15 protein-coding genes and 1 pseudogene are annotated in these 18,016 nt (G+C 65.5%); 9 read left to right on the top strand and 7 right to left on the bottom strand.

From position 1 onward, the window contains the following. Nucleotides 1-106 precede the first annotated feature (106 nt). Together HAP41_RS35710 and HAP41_RS35705 are read left to right on the top strand one after the other, a co-directional pair. Nucleotides 107-2,077: a methyl-accepting chemotaxis protein gene (locus HAP41_RS35710; protein ID WP_166086417.1), complete on the top strand. Its 1,971-nt coding sequence runs from the start codon at nucleotides 107-109 to the stop codon at nucleotides 2,075-2,077. A gap of 284 nt (nucleotides 2,078-2,361) precedes the next feature. Then, nucleotides 2,362-4,050, top strand: coding sequence for a methyl-accepting chemotaxis protein (locus HAP41_RS35705; RefSeq protein WP_085402569.1), 1,689 nt, complete (start codon nucleotides 2,362-2,364; stop codon nucleotides 4,048-4,050). A 3-nt stretch (nucleotides 4,051-4,053) separates the two neighbouring features. Here the strand turns inward: HAP41_RS35705 and HAP41_RS35700 are convergent, their stop codons facing one another. From HAP41_RS35700 to ygfZ, 6 genes are all read right to left on the bottom strand, one after another. Continuing rightward, on the bottom strand, nucleotides 4,054-6,774 hold the full coding sequence (locus HAP41_RS35700; RefSeq protein ID WP_166086444.1) for a DUF2339 domain-containing protein: 2,721 nt from the start codon (nucleotides 6,772-6,774) through the stop codon (nucleotides 4,054-4,056). A 51-nt stretch (nucleotides 6,775-6,825) separates the two neighbouring features. After that, nucleotides 6,826-7,794: an NUDIX hydrolase gene (locus HAP41_RS35695; RefSeq protein ID WP_166086447.1), complete on the bottom strand. Its 969-nt coding sequence runs from the start codon at nucleotides 7,792-7,794 to the stop codon at nucleotides 6,826-6,828. Nucleotides 7,795-7,813: 19 nt separating this feature from the next. Then, nucleotides 7,814-8,320 carry a tyrosine phosphatase family protein gene (locus tag HAP41_RS35690; RefSeq protein ID WP_028152156.1) on the bottom strand — a complete coding sequence of 169 codons (507 nt, stop codon included), beginning with the start codon at nucleotides 8,318-8,320 and terminating at the stop codon, nucleotides 7,814-7,816. A gap of 144 nt (nucleotides 8,321-8,464) precedes the next feature. Beyond that, nucleotides 8,465-9,079 carry a YfbR-like 5'-deoxynucleotidase gene (locus HAP41_RS35685; protein WP_085402572.1) on the bottom strand — a complete coding sequence of 205 codons (615 nt, stop codon included), beginning with the start codon at nucleotides 9,077-9,079 and terminating at the stop codon, nucleotides 8,465-8,467. Continuing rightward, nucleotides 9,076-9,702: a DNA-3-methyladenine glycosylase I gene (locus HAP41_RS35680; protein ID WP_166086461.1), complete on the bottom strand. Its 627-nt coding sequence runs from the start codon at nucleotides 9,700-9,702 to the stop codon at nucleotides 9,076-9,078. Before HAP41_RS35680 ends, HAP41_RS35685 begins: the two co-directional genes overlap by 4 nt. Then, complete coding sequence (gene ygfZ, locus HAP41_RS35675; protein WP_166086474.1) at nucleotides 9,699-10,574, bottom strand: CAF17-like 4Fe-4S cluster assembly/insertion protein YgfZ; 876 nt, start codon at nucleotides 10,572-10,574, stop codon at nucleotides 9,699-9,701. The genes HAP41_RS35680 and ygfZ overlap by 4 nt, the downstream gene beginning before the upstream one ends. A 101-nt stretch (nucleotides 10,575-10,675) precedes the next feature. Between ygfZ and HAP41_RS35670 the strand changes: the two genes are divergently transcribed. The 5 genes and pseudogenes from HAP41_RS35670 (at nucleotide 10,676) to HAP41_RS35650 (ending at nucleotide 14,785) form a co-directional block, all read left to right on the top strand. Beyond that, a complete protein-coding gene (locus HAP41_RS35670; RefSeq protein ID WP_166086478.1) occupies nucleotides 10,676-12,010 on the top strand; it encodes a dihydroorotase in 1,335 nt (444 codons plus the stop codon). A 157-nt stretch (nucleotides 12,011-12,167) separates the two neighbouring features. Continuing rightward, nucleotides 12,168-13,037 carry a sulfurtransferase gene (locus tag HAP41_RS35665; protein ID WP_166086484.1) on the top strand — a complete coding sequence of 290 codons (870 nt, stop codon included), beginning with the start codon at nucleotides 12,168-12,170 and terminating at the stop codon, nucleotides 13,035-13,037. Between the two features lie 106 nt (nucleotides 13,038-13,143). Next, complete coding sequence (locus HAP41_RS35660) at nucleotides 13,144-13,833, top strand: RNA polymerase sigma factor (protein WP_166086492.1); 690 nt, start codon at nucleotides 13,144-13,146, stop codon at nucleotides 13,831-13,833. 88 nt (nucleotides 13,834-13,921) lie between these two features. Continuing rightward, nucleotides 13,922-14,454 (top strand): annotated as a pseudogene (locus HAP41_RS35655) (DUF4142 domain-containing protein). Between the two features lie 10 nt (nucleotides 14,455-14,464). Beyond that, a complete protein-coding gene (locus HAP41_RS35650) occupies nucleotides 14,465-14,785 on the top strand; it encodes a cupredoxin domain-containing protein (RefSeq protein ID WP_166086500.1) in 321 nt (106 codons plus the stop codon). A gap of 195 nt (nucleotides 14,786-14,980) precedes the next feature. Here the strand turns inward: HAP41_RS35650 and HAP41_RS35645 are convergent, their stop codons facing one another. Continuing rightward, nucleotides 14,981-15,247: a hypothetical protein gene (locus HAP41_RS35645; protein ID WP_014497305.1), complete on the bottom strand. Its 267-nt coding sequence runs from the start codon at nucleotides 15,245-15,247 to the stop codon at nucleotides 14,981-14,983. A gap of 335 nt (nucleotides 15,248-15,582) precedes the next feature. Here HAP41_RS35645 and HAP41_RS35640 point away from each other — a divergent pair, with 335 nt between their 5' ends. Both HAP41_RS35640 and HAP41_RS35635 read left to right on the top strand, forming a co-directional pair. After that, on the top strand, nucleotides 15,583-16,443 hold the full coding sequence (locus HAP41_RS35640; RefSeq protein ID WP_166079017.1) for a tyrosine-type recombinase/integrase: 861 nt from the start codon (nucleotides 15,583-15,585) through the stop codon (nucleotides 16,441-16,443). Nucleotides 16,444-16,463: 20 nt separating this feature from the next. Continuing rightward, the gene (locus HAP41_RS35635; protein ID WP_166053869.1) at nucleotides 16,464-17,690 is read left to right on the top strand and encodes an IS91 family transposase; all 1,227 of its coding nucleotides are present in this window, start codon (nucleotides 16,464-16,466) and stop codon (nucleotides 17,688-17,690) included. Nucleotides 17,691-18,016: the final 326 nt, after the last annotated feature.

Below are 18,016 nucleotides of genomic sequence, written 5' to 3'. Positions count from 1 at the left end.
CTGCACGGTTAACCTTCCGGAAAACCGATGCAGTCATGATCTCGCAATATTCGGGTGCCGAGTCGCCCTCCCTGTATTGCGTATCGAACGTATCGGAGCACATTCAATGAGCGGCTTCTCCATTCGCCTCACCCACAAGGTCATGGCGATCGGACTCTTCGGCCTTGTCGGTCTCGTCGTCTTCGGCGCGATCTACGAGATCGGCAGCCTCTCTCAGGACGCCTCCCGCACCGTTGCCAACCGCGCCCGCGCGATCGCTGACCTGAACAAGCAGCTCACGATCGAGATGCTGGAGGCGCGCCGCAACGAGAAGAATTTTCAGCAGCGCCGCAACGAAAGCTACGCCAAGGCCCATGCCGAGCTGATGGGACCGATCAACCGCGATTTCGGCGAGGTCGAGCGGTTGATGGCGGCCGGCGGCATGAGCGCGCTGTCCGACAAGACCAGGCAGGCGCATGACGGCTTCAAACGCTATGCCGAGGATTTCAAGGCGCTCGTCGTGGCCGAGACCAGACTCGGGCTGAACGAGACGCTTGGCCTGTCCGGCTCGCTCCGCGCCGCCGTGCACGACATCGAGGTGAAGCTCAAGGAGATCGACGATCCCAGGACGACGAGCTGGATGCTGATGATGCGCCGGCACGAGAAGGACTTCATGCTGCGGCGCGACCCCAAATACATTGCCGAAGTGAAGAAGGCCGCGGTCGAATTCTCCAAGGCGATCGAGGTGGTCGCAGTCCCGACGGCGGTGATGAACGACATCACGGCCAAGCTCCAGAAATACCAGTCCGAGTTCGCGGCCTGGGCCGAGACCGCGCAGCAGAGCGCCGCGCTGGACGCGAGCATGATGAAGACATTCCGCGAGCTCGAACCCTCCATGGTCGAGGTGCGGACCGCCGTTGACGCCATGTACAAGCAGGCCGACGCCGCGGAGGCCGCAACGCGCGATGCCGTACGCCTGTGGATGATGATTGCTTTCGCCGTCACTGTCGTCGTGCTCGCCGTGGTCGGCTTCGTCCTGGGACGCTCGATCTCGAAGGCGCTGTCCGGCATGGTCGGTGCGATGACGCGGCTGGCACGCGGCGAGCTTTCGATCTCCGTCCCCGGTGTCGGGCGCAAGGACGAGATCGGCGAGATGGCCGGCGCGGTCGAGGTGTTCAGGACCAACATGGTGGAGGCAGAGCGGCTGCGTGCGGAGCAGGCCGAGGCTGACGCGCGCGGGCGCGAACGGCGCAAGGCGGACATGCAGCGCCTCGCCGACGGGTTTGAAGGCGCAGTCGGCGAGATCATCGACACGGTGTCGTCGGCGGCAACCGAGCTCGAGGCGTCCTCCAATACGCTGACCCAGGCCGCCGAGCGCGGCAACGGGCTTGCCACGGCGGTGGCGGCGGCCTCGGAGGAGGCGTCCGCGAACGTGCAGTCGGTGTCGTCCGCGAGCGAGGAGATGACCACATCGATCTCGGAGATCAGCCGCCAGGTGCAGGAATCGGCTCGCGTCGCCGACGTCGCGGTGGAGCAGGCCCAGCGCACCAACGCGCGCGTCGCGGAGCTGACCAAGGCGGCAGGGCGTATCGGCGACGTGGTCGAGCTGATCAACACCATCGCCAGCCAGACCAATCTGCTGGCGCTGAATGCCACGATCGAGGCGGCACGTGCGGGCGAGGCCGGCAAGGGCTTTGCGGTGGTTGCGACCGAGGTGAAGGCGCTCGCCGAGCAGACCGCGAAGGCCACGGGCGAGATCAGCCAGCACATCGGCGCGATCCAGACCGCGACGCAGGATTCGGTCGGCGCGATCAAGGAGATCGGCGACACCATCGCGCGGATGTCGGAAATTTCCTCGGCCATCGCCGCGGCGGTGGAGGAGCAGGGCGCCGCGACGCAGGAGATCTCCCGCAACATCCAACATGCCGCGCACGGCACCTCGGAAGTCTCCGCCAATATCGGCAACGTCCAGCGCGGCGCAGGCGAGACCGGGGCCGCCTCTGCGCAGGTTCATTCGGCAGCACAATCGCTGTCTCAGGAGAGCAACCGGCTGAAGAGCGAGGTCGCGCGCTTCCTGGAGTCGGTGCGGGCGGCGTGAGGTCGTCAGTTGCTCTGTTCGAGCCGTACATCGCGGTGCGCCGGTGTGGCGTCGCGCGATGTCTGCTGCGCTGCAACCAATAATTGCGGAACATATAACGGCGGCGACAGCGAATTCCGTAGTTTCACGTAGGTTCCTGTTAACGCCTGTTTGCAACTATGAGCGCAATCTTACGGGATAAAAATCAGCCAGCATTGTTGAACTGACTTCCGCCCTGTCGTCCGTCGTGACGATGGCGGCGCAGGTGATTTGCGCGTTGCTAGGTCTCATCGGGATTTGCTGTGATGTCGAAGTTGTCGATCGTGTTCAAGCTTCTGACCGTGTTGTCGGTCCTCGTGCTGTCGCTCGCCGGCGTCGGCGTGATGGCGATCGGCACCATGCAGAGTATCAATTCCCACACCGTCGAGATCGCGGAGAGCTGGCTGCCGAGCGTGCGTGCGCTCGGCTCGCTTCGCGCCGATATCAACGAGCTGCGCGTCGCGCTGCGCCTGCACCTGATGCAGGACACCGCCGAGGGCAAGGAAGCCGCCGAGAAGCGCCTCGCCTCGCTGCAGGCGCGCATCGACCAGACCCGCAAGGTCTACGAGCCGCTGATCACCTCAGCCGAGGAGCGTTCGCTCTATGAGCAGTGGAGCAAGGCGTGGGCCGAGTACCTGAACGGGGTGCAGGACGTCATGGCGCTGTCGCGCAAGGGCGTCGGTCGCTTCCCGACCGATGCCAACGAGCTGTTGCAGACCAAGGTCGCGAAGATGGCCCAGGCCGCCGACCCGCTGCTCCAGAAGGGCATCGAGATGAACAACCGGGGCGCCGAGCTGGAGACGAAGCAGGCGGCCGACAGCTATGCCACGATCTTCCGCGTACTGGTCGGCATCATCGTGTTCTCGGTCGTGATCGCGATCGGTGCCGCCTATTATCTCGTGCGTGACGTGTCTCGCGGGATTGCCTCGATCATCCATCCGATGCAGTCGCTTGGCGAAGGCGACCTCTCCGCCGAGGTGCCGCATCGCGGCGAAAAGACCGAGATCGGCTCGATGGCGGATGCGCTCCAGATCTTCAAGGAGGCGTTGATCGCCAAGAAGGCCGCCGACGAAGTCGCGGCGGCCGACGCCGAGGCCAAGATCGAACGCGGCCGCCGCGTCGACGCCATCACCCGCAAGTTCGAGGCCATGATCGGCGAGGTCGTCGGCACCGTGTCGTCGGCCTCGACCGAGCTCGAGGCCTCTGCGACCACGCTGAGCAGCACCGCGCAGCGCGGGCAGGAGCTTGCGACCGTGGTCGCTGCGGCGTCCGAGGAAGCCTCCACCAACGTCCAGGCGGTTGCGTCCGCATCGGAGGAGCTGTCGTCCTCCATCACCGAGATCAGCCGCCGCGTGCAGGATTCGGCGCGGATGGCCGCGGAGGCCGTTGAGCAGGCCACGCGGACCAACGACCGCGTCAACGCGCTGTCGCAGGCGGCATCGCGTATCGGCGACGTGGTCGAGCTGATCAACACCATCGCCGGTCAGACCAACCTGCTGGCGCTCAACGCCACCATCGAGGCGGCGCGTGCCGGTGAAGCCGGCCGTGGCTTCGCGGTCGTCGCCTCCGAGGTCAAGGCGCTGGCCGAGCAGACCGCGAAAGCGACCGGCGAGATCGGGGCGCAGGTCTCCGGGATCCAGGCCGCGACGCAGGAATCCGTCAGCGCCATCCAGGAGATCGGCGGCACCATCGAGCGGCTGTCCGAGGTGGCGGCGGCCATCGCAGCCGCGGTCGAGGAACAGGGCGCGGCCACGCAGGAGATCTCGCGCAACGTGCAGCAGGCTTCGGTCGGCACGCAGGAGGTCTCGATGAACATCACGGACGTGCAGCGTGGTGCGATCGAGACCGGCTCGGCGTCGACGGAGGTGCTGTCGGCGGCGAAATCGCTGGCGACCGACAGCACGCGGCTCAAAGTCGAGGTCGCGCAGTTCCTGGAGTCGGTCCGCGCGGCCTGATCCTCAAGTGCTCGCCTGCGGAGCCGGCGGCGGTGCGACCTGCCGCCGGAACAGGATGCGCTGGTAGAGCCAGCCGATCGCGACCAGCACGATGCCGAGGCACATGAACGACAGCGCGCGGTAGACGCCTGTCAGCGTCGACATGTCGATCACGAAGGCCTTCAGGATCGTCAGCGCGATCACCGCGGCCGACGCCAGCCGTGCCCGCTCGGAGTTGACGAGAATGCCGACGCCGAGCAGCACCACACCGAAGCCGAGCCAGCCGATCGAATAGGTGTATTGCTCCGCGCCCGTGGTGGCGCCGTAGAGCAGGACCGGGCCGTGATAGAAGCGGCGGATCTCCAGCGTCAAATAGGTGAGCGCGAACACCAGCGCAGCGCCGGCAATCGTGTTCGCATAGGCGACGGGGCGATGTCCGGCCACCGCATAGGACAGCAGCAGCATCAGCACCGCCGGGAGCGCGTAGCCGAGCAGCAGCAGGTTGAAGACGAGACCGCCGACATCGACGCTGGAGAGCAGCCACGGATTCTCCAGGATCAGCAGGCCGAACACGCTGATGAGCCCGGCGATCGCGGTGAGCGCGACCGCGCCGACATTGTGAACGATGCTGTGGCTCCTCAGCCGCAGCCGCTCCAGCCCGATCGCCATGGCGAGCGCGACGCAGACTTGCAGGGCAAATTCGAGCAGCGAGGGCGGCGACGTCATGCGGCCGCCGGTGGCGAGATGCCGGATCTCCATGAAGGCGAGCAGCGCGGTGAACAGGATCGCGGCGGCCTCCACGATGCGCAGCGGCGGATCGTCACCACGGCGGCGCAGGAAGATGCTCGCGCCCCAGAACGAGGCCGCCGGCAGGCCGTAGCCCCACAACAGCCAGTTGAAGATCGGCGTGGTGCCGACGGCATCGCCGACGATGCGCGGATCATAGCCGATGCGCGCGGTAACGATCGCGGCGAAGATGGCGGCGAGCCGGCGCAGGACCGGGATCGGCCGCTGCAGCGAGATCCAGGCCGTGCCGAGCGACATCAGCGCCAGCGCGATGGTGAGCCAGCCCTTTTCGAGGGCGAAGGTCAGCGCCAGCGCCAGCGCGCCGAGCGTGCCGGTCGCGAACAGCGCGACGGAGGTCGCAGTGCCCGGCCGATCTTCGCGGCGCGCCAGCGCTTCGGTCGCAGCGCCAAAAGCGGCGGCGAGCAGCACCGCGAGGATCGCGAACGGGATCGAGCGGTCGAGATGGGCGATGCGCGCGTAGAGCGCAACGAGGATCGCGATCGGCGTCGCAACGGCTGCCGCCGACCACACCACCGGGATGACCGCCGAGTTCGAGCGGCCCTGCGCGAGAAAGCCTGCGATGCCGAAGCCGGCAGCGAAGATTACGGCCATCACCAGATGCAGCGTCACCGCGCTGTCGGTGGCGACCGGTCCAACGCCGGGCATCGGACCGCCCGGCAGCACCAGCATGTCGGGATTGGCGCGCACCGCCCATTCGGCGAACACGATGAAGACGGTCGCTGCGGCCGCGCCCAGCGCGCCCGTTGCCGCCGGCGCGCGCCAGGCGACGAGCAGCGTCGCACCAACGAGAAGCGTGAAGGCGATCAGCGCAAGGTCCGCATGCGCGCTCGACAGCACGATCAGCATCGCGCCGAACAAATAGGCGCCAAGCGAGCTCGACGACACCGGCTCGATCTCCCCGTCCTCGATGGTCGGGCCGAACATGAAGCCGCAGACCACGAGCAGAGCGGCGAGCACGAAGCCCGCGATCGCATGGAAGGCGTGCGGCGCGACCTGCAGCTCGCTGGTATCGAGCCCCGGGAAGATCCAGAGCACGGCGAAGGCGATGGTCGTGACCGCGAGCCAGCGCCACAGCCGGATGCGCGCGAGGCCGAAGCTCGCTGCGGTGACGATCGCAAGATAAATATAGAGCGCCCAATAATCCGGCTTGCCGCTGGAGACGAGGATCGGCGTTACGAACGCGCCGACCACGCCGAGGCCCGCGAGTGCGGGCCCATGCAACAGTGCCGCGGCGAGCGTGCCCATCGCCACGATGCCGAGCAGCACGAAAGCGGTGGCGGGCACGAGGAAGCCATAGAGCGCATAGGCCGCATAGATGGTCGCGAACGCCACCGCCGTTCCGGCCGCGGTGAGGATCGCGGGGATGTTGGCGATCGGGAGCGCCGCGATGTTGGAGATGCTCTCCTTGCGCCGCGACCATTCGCCGGCCCCCAGCAGTGCGGCTGCGAACAGCCCGCCGAGGAACACGCGCACGCCCGGGCCGACGAGACCCGCCTCGATCGAATAGCGCACCATGAAGAAGCCACCGAGCGCGAGCGCGAGGCCGCCGATCCAGACCACCCAGCGCGTGCCGAGCCGCTCCTCGAAGCCAGGCTCTCTAATATCAGGTGCCGGCGCGGGCAAAGGCGGCGGTGCGTAGGCCTCAGTGCTCGCCGCAAGCGGCGGCGGTGAAACCTCTTCGGTGACGAGCGGAGGCGTTGCTGCCTCGGCTTCGGGTGCGAGCGGCGGCGGCTCGGCGGCCGTCGTCGCGGGCGCTTCGGCCTGCACCTGCGCGGGCATCAGCGGCGGCGGCTGCACCTGCCGCTGCGCGTAAAACATCTCTTCGAGCGAGGCCAGCCGGCGGCGCAGCTCGGCCGCTTGGCTGGAGGCCTTGATCGCGATCAGGACAGCGATGATCGCAATGATCAGCGCAAAGACGTCAAACGGGCCGTCGAACATGAAGCCTCCAGGCAACCGGCGGGCAGGGGCCGGTCACGCAAATCCAAGGATCTAGCGCCGGGAGCGTACGCGCAAGCCCGGCGCGGGTCGTTCCTGGAGCACGTCGCGGCGGAAGCGGTAGAGCGCCGCCGGCCGTCCGCCGGTCTGTGTCGACATCACCCCGGTCGGTTCGACCAGGGCTTCGGTTTCGACCAAACGGCGGAAATTTTGCTTGTGCAGGTGCCGGCCGGAGATCGCCTCCACCGTGTACTGCAGTTCAGTGAGTGTGAACTCAGCGGGCAAAAGTTCAAACACCACAGGACGATACTTCAGTTTTGCACGCAGCCGCGCGATCGCTGTCGCGAGAATCCGGCGGTGATCGAATCGCATCGAGGTGCCGAGCGCGGGAAGCTGCTTGCGCGCCAATGCCGCAGGACGGCCGTCGCGCCGCGCCTCCTCGATCAGCCCGGCCTCGTACAAGAGCTCGTAGCGGTCGAGCACGCGCTCCTCGTCCCAGGGGGCGCCGTCGAGACCGAAATAGAACCGCACGCGATCCCGGCGCGGCAGCGCGCGTGTGGTCTCCGGCGTCTCCTCCTCGGCCCATAGCGTCAGCGCCGGAATGATGTCACGGGCGATGATCGCGGGCGGCTCCTCGCGCCAGTCTTCCCAGGGGAGGAAGCGATACCACGGTTCGAAGCTCGCGCCGGTCGCTGCAAGCTCGCCGCCCACCGCGCGCGTCAGCGCCAGATAGCCGATCGACACCATGTGCGCACCGGTGTCGCCGGCCTCGGCGTGACGGCCGCGATCGCCGAACGTGTAGAGCTGCTCGACATAGCCGAGCCGCAAGCCCGCCTGCGCCTCGACCCAGGCGCGCAGGCCGATCTCGAACGTGCGATGGCTCGGCGCATCGAACGGCCCGAACGGCAGGCCCGCCAGCCCATCACTGCTATGCGCGGTGAGGATCAGCGGCTCGTGGTCCTCGATCGCGACGATCGCCGCGGTCAGTCCGATCTCGATCGGCGTCAGCTGCGTGTCGCTCATGCGGCTGATGTCGCGGTTGTCATTCGAGCTCGATCACGAAGGGGCGGCCCTCGACCATCATCGCGCCGGGGCCCATCTCGTCGAGCGCGCGCAGCATGCGGCCGTTGCGCCCGAGCGCTCGGTCGGCGAGGCCGACGATGCGCCGGTTCGGCGAGGCGATCGGGGAGGCCGCGCGGATCTTCTTGGCGATCTCGATCTCATCGCGATCCGGATTGAGGGCGCAGACGGCCGCAAAGGCACTCGCAGTGGAGCGGCTGATGCCGGCATAGCAATGCACCACCAGCGGCGCGCTGCGGTCCCAGCCGCGCACGAAATTCAGCACCTGGTCGATATGAGCTTCGGATGGTGCGGTGAAGCCGTCCATCTCCTCGGTGATGTCGTCCATCGACACTTTGAGATGGTTGGCCGGCAGCACCGACACCGGACGTGCCACCTGCTCGACATTGGCCATGACGGTCAGCACATGGCTGGCCCTGGTGAGGCGGACGGTTTCGGGAAGGGCGGCGAGGGAACAGACGTGGATCATGGCGGACCTTTTTGCCGCTGATTATAGCGAGCGCTCGTAGGGTGGGCAAAGGCGCATCGCGCCGTGCCCACGGTTTCGCACCGCGCACATTGCGGCTAGTTTGGTGGGCGCGCTTCGCTTTGCCCACCCTACGAAGGGATGATGCTAGGCGAACACCGCGTTGAACCGCTCCAGAAACTGCTTCTCGGCCCGCGCCGCGGTCCAGGGCGTGAGGTAGTCGCGGCGGACGCTGTCGGAGAGGCCGGGGTCCCTGCCGAACAGGCGCTTCGCCTCGCTTTCGCTGAAGCCGGCAAGCTCGGTTGCCTCCAGATAGGCCGCACCGCGATCGGCGGCCTTGATGGCTTGCGTGATCTCCTCGGGCAGCGCCGGCGGCAGGCCGAAGCGGATGTGGATGGCGCCGAGCAGGCGCTTCTCCACCGCCTTGTAGTGGCCGTCGAGCACGGCCTTGAACGGCGAGATCATGTCGCCGATCACGTATTCGGGCGCATCGTGCAGCAGCGCGGCGAGCCGCATGCGCTCGTCGACGCGGGGCATCTCGTGCCGCATCACCGTCTCCACCAGAAGTGTGTGCTGCGCGACCGAGAAGATGTGCGCGCCGGTGGTCTGCCCGTTCCAGCGCGCCACGCGCGCCAGCCCATGCGCGATGTCGGCGATCTCGACATCGAGCGGAGAGGGATCGAGCAGATCGAGCCGGCGGCCCGACAGCATGCGCTGCCAGGCGCGGGATGCCACGTCGCGTGCCGTTTTCTTCGCGGTCATTTGGCCTTGAGGCGCGGCTTGCGCTGCGTCTTGCCGCAGCTCGCGTGACAATGGCAGTCGACGAGATGGTCGTTGACCATGCCGGTCGCCTCCATGAAGGCGTAGACGATGGTCGGACCGACGAATTTGAAACCGCGCGAGGACAGTTCCTTGGAGATCTGCATCGACAGCGGCGTCGAGGCCGGCACGCTCGCAGTGGTCTTGAAATTGTTGATCTTGGGCCGGCCGTCCATGAAGTCCCACAACAGCTTCGAGAAGCCCGGGCCCTTCTCCATGATGTCGAGATACGATTTCGCGCTCAAGACGGCACCGTCGATCTTGGCGCGGTTGCGCACGATGCCGGCATCGTTCATCAGCGCGTGCACCTTCTTGTTGTTGTAGCGCGCGATCTTCTCCGGCTGAAAATCGTCGAAGGCTTTGCGGAAATTGTCGCGCTTGCGCAGGATCGTGATCCAGGAGAGGCCGGCCTGGAAGCCGTCGAGGATCAGCTTTTCGTAGAGCGCACGGTCGTCATATTCCGGCACGCCCCATTCGGTGTCGTGATAGGCGACATAGAGCGGGTCTTCGCCGGGCCAGGGGCAGCGGGTCTTTCCGTCGGGATGCAGGCGGGGGGCTCGGCTCATGCGATGGGCTGCTTCAGGGGAATGCGGACGACGTCGGGTTCGGCGAGCCTCACAGCGAGGCCGCCGGCGGTGAGCGGCTGGCCGGCATCGAGCGCGTCCGCAACGCGGTCGATACGTACCAGCGCGATGCCCTTGCCCTGCGCGGACGAGCCCATCGTGCCAACCGGCTTGTCGCCGGCCATAACACTGACGCCGGCCTCCGGCGAGAGGTCATCGAGCAGCACCTTGACGCTGCGGGTGCGCGCGGTGCCGCGATGCTGCATGCGCGAGACGACCTCCTGGCCGACATAGCAGCCCTTGTCGAAATCGACGCCGGCGAGACGGTCCATGTTGGTCTCGTGCGGGAACGCATCGCTGTACATGAAATCGAGCCCGCCGCGCGGCACGCCGAGCGCAATGCGATGCGCCTCGTATTCGGAGGCGTCGACCAGCTCGGCGCCGATGAGATCGGACAGCTTCTGCTTGAGATCTTCGGGGATCAGGATGCGAGTGCCGAGCGCATCATTGCGCGGATCGGCGAATGCAAGGTCCGGCTGCGCCGCAAGCTGGCCGTCCCAGGCCGCGAGCACACCGAGATCGAGGTTTTCCACCGTGACCTTGGCGCGCAGCTTGTAGAATTTCAGCTTGGTGGCGAGGCCCTCGGCCAGCGCCTTCGGACAGTCGATCAGGAACCCGCCGCCATGGCCTGCGGGCACCTCGGTGATCAGGAAATCCACGATGATCTTGCCCTGCGGCGTCAGCAGCGCACCGAATCGCCCCAGGCCCGGCTTCAGCCTGTCGAGATCGGTCGTGATCAGGCCGTTGAGGAAGTTGCGCGCGTCCTCGCCCGCGACCTTGACCACGCTCCGGTCGGGAAGAAACGCTGATTTCATGTGAAAATCTCTTGCGACATGTTGCTCCGGAACGTAAGCCCGCAAGGCATAAACGACAAGACCTCAAGCCCCGCGCTTGGGGATGAGAGAGGCCTTCAGCCATGACCCAGCGCTTCGATGTGATCCTCAAAGGCGGCACCGTCGTCAACCAGGACGGCGAGGGTGTTCGCGATATCGGCATCACCAACGGCCGCATCGCGGAGCTGGGCCCGCTGTCGCAGGCCTCCGCCGCTGAAATGATCGACTGCAAGGGCCTCCACATCCTGCCCGGCGTGATGGACACCCAGGTGCATTTCCGCGAGCCCGGGCTGGAGCAGAAGGAAGACCTCGAGACAGGTTCGCGCAGCGCCGTGATGGGCGGCGTCACCGCCGTGTTCGAGATGCCGAACACGTCGCCATTGACCGTGACGGAGGCCACCTTCACCGACAAGGTGAAGCGTGCCCATCATCGCATGCATTGCGATTTCGCCTTCTTCATCGGCGGCACCCGCGAGAACGTGCAGGATCTGCCGGTGCTGGAGCGCGCGCCCGGCTGCGCGGGCGTCAAGGTGTTCATCGGCTCGTCGACCGGCGCGCTGCTGGTGGAGGACGACGAGAGCCTGCGCCGCATCTTCCAGGTGATCCGCCGCCGCGCCGCCTTCCACGCCGAAGACGAATACCGCCTCAACGACCGCAAGTCGCTGCGCATCGAGGGCGATCCGCGTTCGCATCCGGTCTGGCGCGACGAGACCGCGGCGCTGATGGCGACGCAGCGATTGGTCAAGCTCGCGCACGAGACCGGCAAGCGCATCCACGTGCTGCACATCTCGACCAAGGAAGAGATCGAGTTCCTGCGCGACCACAAGGATGTCGCTTCCTGCGAGGCGACGCCGCATCATCTGACGCTGGTCGCGCCCGAATGCTACGAGCGGCTCGGCACGCTGGCGCAGATGAACCCGCCGGTGCGCGGCGCCGATCACCGCGCCGGCATCTGGCGCGGCATCGAGCAGGGCATCATCGACGTGCTCGGCTCCGACCATGCCCCGCATACGCTGGAAGAGAAGTCGAAGACCTATCCGGCCTCGCCCTCCGGCATGACCGGGGTGCAAACGCTGGTGCCGCTCATGCTCGACCACGTCAACGCCGGCCGCCTGTCGCTGGCGCGCTTCGTCGATCTCACCAGCGCCGGCCCCGCGCGTCTCTACAACATGGCCTGCAAGGGCCGCATTGCCGCAGGCTACGACGCCGATTTCACGATCGTCGATCTCAAGCGCAGCGAGACCATTACCAACAAATGGGTGGCGTCGAAGGCCGGCTGGACCCCCTATGACGGCGTTCGCGTCACGGGCTGGCCCGTCGGCACCTTCATCCGCGGCCGCCGCGTGATGTGGCAGGGCGAGATCGTGACACCGTCGCAGGGCGAGCCGGTGCGGTTTCTGGAGACGCTGAAGCAGTAGGGTGATGCGTGGGGACGCAGAGTGCGTACCCACCCGCCATCGCGAGCGGAGCGAAGCAATCCAGAATCCCTCCGCGGTGGTAGTCTGGATTGCTTCGCTGCGCTCGCAATGACGAGGGGAGAGGTCTACACTTCCTCTCGAACGGGAGAGCAGTCCGATGTCCCAACCGACGCCCCTCATCACCACTGTGCAACTCGCCGCGATTCTCGGCGATCCCGACCTCCGCCTCTACGACTGCACGACCTATAACGAGCCGGTGCCGCCGGGCAGCGATGTGCCCTATCGCGCGGTGCCCGGCGACAAGACGTTCGCGGCCGGCCACATCCCCGGCGCGGATTTCCTCGACCTGCAGGGCGAGTTCTCCGACATCTCCGCGCAACAGCTCTTCATGATGGCTGGCGTGCCCCAGCTAGAGGCCGCCTTCGGTCGCCACGGCGCTGACGCATCCAGGACCATCGTGCTCTACAGCATCGGCACCATGATGTGGTCGACGCGATTTTGGTGGATGCTGCGCTCGCTCGGCGTCGATGCACAGGTGCTCGACGGCGGTTTTGACAAATGGAAGGACGAGGGCCGCCCGGTCGAGACGGGCGCGCCGAAGGGCTATCCCGCCACCACCTTCAAGGCCGCGCCGCGCGCGGGCTTCTTCGTCGACAAGACCACGGTGAAGGCGCGGATCGGCGATCCCTCGACCGTGATCGTCAACGCGCTCGGGCCGCAATTTCATCAAGGCCTCGAGCCGAGCCGCTACGGCCGGCCCGGCCGCGTGCCCGGTAGCGTCAACGTGCCAGCGGCCACGCTCGCCCAGGCCGACAAGACACTGACGACGCTTGCCGACGCCGAAGCGAAATTCGCGGCCCAGAGCGTTACGCGCGACAAGAATGTGATCTGCTATTGCGGCGGCGGCATCTCGGCGACGATCGACCTCTTGATGCTGACGCAGCTCGGCTACGACAAGCTGACGCTGTACGATGCCTCCATGGGCGAATGGGCGAGGGATCCGGCACTGCCGATCGAGACGGACTAGGGGCTCTCTTACCCTGTCCCTCCGGGGGAGGATAAGGAAGAAAGTCGGGAACCTTTATCGCTGGCCTGCATCCAATGTCCGGAACGAATGGAAACAGGTGACCACCATGCAGCGGACCGCAGCCGGCCTGTCCACCGGCGCCAGAGCATCGGAAGCCGAACTGGTCGATCGCGCGCGGGGCCGTGACGAGGCCGCGTTGCGCGAGATCATGCAGGCCAACAACCGCAGGCTCTACCGTCTTGCGCGCGGTATCCTGCGCAACGACAGCGAAGCCGAGGACGTGGTGCAGGAAACCTATGTCCGGGCCTTTACCCATCTGGACGACTTTCGCGGCGAGTCCGGGCTGTCGACCTGGCTGTCGCGCATTGCCATCAACGAGGCGCTTGGCCGGGCGCGAAGCCGCAAGCCGCATGTCGAGCTCAGCGCGCTGCCGGAAGAGGCGCTCGACGCGCAGATCATAAAATTTCCCGTTTCTCCCGCAGGCGATCCGGAAAGGACCATGGCCCAACGTGAAATCCAGCGCGTCGTCGAACGCGCAATCGACGAACTGCCGGATGTGTTCCGCATGGTCTTCGTCGCGCGCGTCATGGAGGGGATGAACATCGAGGAGACCGCCGATCTGCTCGGCGTCAAGCCCGAGACCGTGAAGACGCGGCTGCACCGTGCGCGCACCATGCTGCGCGAGAACGTCGAGAAGGAGATCGGTCCGGTGGTGATGGATGCGTTCCCGTTTGCCGGGTGGCGCTGCGAGCGGCTGACCGTATCGGTGCTGAAGCGACTCGGCAGCGGCGGCTGAAGTTTTTCGGGAACGTTTGCGCGAAAATCCCATCCAACGCCTGTGAAGCAACGCCGGCAAACCGTCCGGCAGCACAGGAGTTTCAAACATGTTCACCCGATGGAGCGCGGCGATCGCCGCGGCAATTCTGTTGTCGAGCCCGGCGCTGCTGCAAGGCGCGAGCGCAGCCGACAAGCCCACCGATCCGCAGATCGCTCACATCGCCTACACAGCGGGCGTGATCGACATCAACGCGGCCAAGCAGGCGCAAAAAAGGCCAAGAACAAGGACGTCAAGGCGTTTGCCGAGGACATGCTGCGCGACCACGAGGCGGTCAACAAGCAGGCGCTGGCGCTGGTCAAGAAGCTGAACGTTACGCCTGAAGACAACGATACCAGCAAGGCGCTGTCGAAGCAGGCGATCGACAAGCTGGCTGAGTTCGACAAGCTGAGCGGCGCGGCCTTCGACAAGGCCTATGTCGCGAACGAGGTCGCCTACCACAAGGCGGTCAACGGCGCGCTGGAAACCCAGCTCATCCCGTCCGCCGGCAATGCCGAGCTCAAGAGCCTGTTGCAGACCGGCCTGAAGATTTTTCAGGGCCATCAGCAGCACGCCGAGCATGTCGCTGCCGAGCTGAAATAGGGGGGGTGGGATGAAGCCGGGACACCTCGCTTCGATCGCGCTTGCGGTCGTCTTGCTGTCGATCGTCGTCCCGGCGCGCGCCGCGACCATTCAGATCACAATGGAAAATCTCGTGGTTTCACCGGCCGAAACGTCCGCGAAGGTCGGTGATACCATCGAATGGATCAACAAGGACGTGTTCGCGCACACCGCCACGGCGAAGAACGGCGATTTCGACGTGATGCTGCCACCGAAGAAATCGGCAACGTTTGTTCTGAAGAAGGGGGGAATAGTCGACTATTACTGCCGCTATCATCCCAACATGAAAGCGACGCTCAAGGTCGCGCCGTGAGGGAGGAGGGAGTGCATTCCCGATCGTAGTGGGAATATCTCCCGGTCACCGCGAGACTAATGCTTGTCCGGGGGAGGCGGCTTCCGTGCGATAAACGCAGCAGACTTCGCGAACCTGTTCGCCACATCCCGTTCGCCAAGTCATTCATCCGTAGACTGGCCCCGCCCGTGTGGCGGGGCATTTTTCGCAAGCAGCTTACTGCCTTGCGAGAGTGACCGAGAATTCGCCGTTGCGGATGCGGCCCGGAAAGCCCTCGACGAATTTCGCCACCGCATCCTCGCCGTAGGTGCCGACGAGCTCGGCGAATGCCGCAAACAGGCTCGCCTGCGCCAGGCAGTCGCCGTCGACGCCATCATGGCGCGCTTCGGCCCAGGCCTCGTTGAGATAGCTCAGCGCGGCCTGTTTCTGCTCGTGATCGGGCAGCGGCGCGCGGGCGGGGGCGTAGGACACTGAATGGCTCATGAAACTCGATCAGGGCTGGGGCGCGATCCACGGCGATGCGCTGTACCAAAGGTGTAGCACGCGTATTAACGCCCGCTAGGCCACATCTTTAGGAACGGTTAACGGCTGTGAACAAAGTCGATGACAGGGTTCCGGTACTCGGTCATTCCGGGTCGCGCGTAGCGCGAGCTATGATGCGCAATTGCGCATCTGAGAATCCATCGCGCCTCCAACTCTGACGCACGATGGATTGAACGAAGCCGCTGCCGCGGCGTAGGGGGCAAGGTGGCATAGATCGCCTCCTGGCTGAGAGGATGTGGGTGTTGGAGCCCACCCCCTCAGACAGGAGTATCGAGATGGCCGATTTGAGCCCTCTTCGCCGCCGCATGATCGAAGACATGACCGTCCGCAATCTGTCGCCGGCGACGCAAAGATCCTACATCAGCGCGGTTTCGAAGTTCAGCCGCTATTTTGGCCGATCGCCTGACCGGTTAGAGCTGGAAGACGTCCGCGCCTTCCAGGTGCATTTGGTCTCGACCGGCATCTCATGGCCGGCGCTGAACCAGATCGTCTGTGCGCTACGGTTTTTCTACGGCGTCACGCTCGGCGAGGCGCTCATCCCAGAGCGCATTCCCTATGCGCGAGAACCGCGCAAGCTGCCGGTCGTTCTCAGCGCCGACGAAGTGGTTCAGTTTCTTGAAGCGGTATCGAGCCTGAAGAGCCGCGCCGCGCTCACCACCGCCTATGCGGCCGGGCTCAGGGCCTCGGAGGTTGCGGGACTGCGGATCGAAGACATCGACAGCGCCCGCGGCGTCATCCAGGTGCGCCACGGCAAGGGCGCGAAGGATCGCAACGTGATGCTGTCGCCCCAGCTGCTGGGCATCCTGCGCACCTACTGGCGGCTCGCCCGGCCGCGGCTTTATCTGTTCCCTGGTCGTGACGAAGATCATCCGATCGATCAGACCGTGCTGCATGCCGCCTGCCGGTCGGCGGTGAAGGCTGCGGGCCTGACCAAGCGCGTCACGCCGCACACGCTGCGCCACAGCTTCGCGACACATCTTCTCGAGAACGGAACCGATATCCGGATCATCCAGGTCTTGCTCGGGCACAATAATTTGTCGTCGACAGCGCGCTACACGCAGGTCGCCACCGATACGATCCGAGCGACGCAGAGCCCGCTCGATCGCCTGTCGCTGGAGGTGACGCCACCTGGATGACCCGCAGCGGGATGCGGGTCATGACCCGCTCCGACATCCGCTCCAACAGGCCCGCCATCGAGATTGCCGATATTCTGCGCCGGCATGGCGACGCCTATCGCCGTGTACATGCCGGTCATCTGGGGCGGGTCGAGCGGCGCGTGATGAGCGCGATCGTTGCGTGCCGGACCGAGGCGCTCGGCGGCCACATGCAGGCTTGCGACGACTGCGGCACGACACGCGTTGCCTATAATTCCTGCCGCAATCGGCACTGTCCGAAGTGTCAGGGGAGAGCCCGAGCCGCGTGGCTCGCCGCGCGTCAAGCCGACCTGCTTCCGGTTCCCTATTTCCACGTCGTCTTTACACTTCCCGCACCGATCGCCGCGATCGCTTTCCAGAACAAGGCCGTCGTCTATGCCATCCTGTTCAAGGCTGCCGCCGAGGCGATGACGACGCTCGCCGCCAATCCACGCCGGCTCGGCGGTGCGATCGGCGGCGTCGCCGTCCTCCACACCTGGGGACAGACGCTGATGCATCATCCCCACGTCCATTGCGTCGTTCCGGGTGGCGGCCTCTCGCCCGATGGCGCGCGCTGGACCGCTTGCCGACCGAACTTCTTCCTGGCCGTCAAACCGTTGTCCAGACTATTTCGCACACTTTTTCTCAAACGTCTGTCGGCAGCCTTCAACTCCGGTGCCTTGCGTTTCTTCGGCGATCTCGGAGCTCTGGCCGAGCCGGCTGCCTTTGCGGCCCACCTCGACGCCATGCGACGCATCAACTGGGTTGTTTACGCCAAGCGGCCCTTCGGCGGACCCGCACAGGTCCTGGCCTATCTCGGCCGCTACACCCATCGCGTCGCGATCGCCAACAGCCGGCTCGTCGCACTCGACGACGATCATGTCGCCTTCTCATGGAAGGACTATCGCCAAAACAGCGCGACAAAGATCATGAATCTCAAGCCCGATGAGTTCATTCGCCGTTTCCTGCTTCATACGCCGCCTGACGGCTTCCACCGCATCCGCCACTTCGGCTTCATGGCCAACCGCCATCGCGCTGCCAAGCTCGCCCTTTGCCGCGAACTTCTCGATCATGAGCGAACAGCCCCAAACGATGGCCAGCCGTCGCCTGTGGATTCGGAGGCTCAAACCTGGGCCGAGGTTCCTGCCTGTCCCGATTGTGGTGGCGTCATGCGCATCATTGAGCGCTTTCGACATAGCTTCAGACGCCCCAGCCCTCGAACATCACCGTTCCGATGCGACACATCGTGAGCCAAGTCATGTCGTGCACGACGATCATCATTCGTCATTTCGCTCCCAGCGTCTCGATCATCGCGGACGATGTCGAATCCGTGCTGTCACACTGCGCGACAACAACCGTCCGATGCAGCAAAAGGCCTATCGCGATCTCAGGCGAAGCGCGTCTGATCTCAACTCTTCCAGGATGCGCACTCCTGTGTCTCTGCCTCACGCGCCGAGCCAGCAGATCGGGCATGGCGATCTCGAACAATCCCCATAGCTGCAAAACCGCGAATAGCCTCCCGCGCCTTCGTTCAATCCGGCTTCAATGAGGTCGCGTCATAAGCGCCTGCCGCGCC

The sequence above is a fragment of the Bradyrhizobium barranii subsp. apii genome (assembly GCF_011516635.5).
Classification (GTDB): domain Bacteria; phylum Pseudomonadota; class Alphaproteobacteria; order Rhizobiales; family Xanthobacteraceae; genus Bradyrhizobium; species Bradyrhizobium barranii.
The sequence above is the reverse complement of the archived record's forward strand: the minus strand, read 5'-3'. Positions and strand labels throughout refer to the sequence as shown.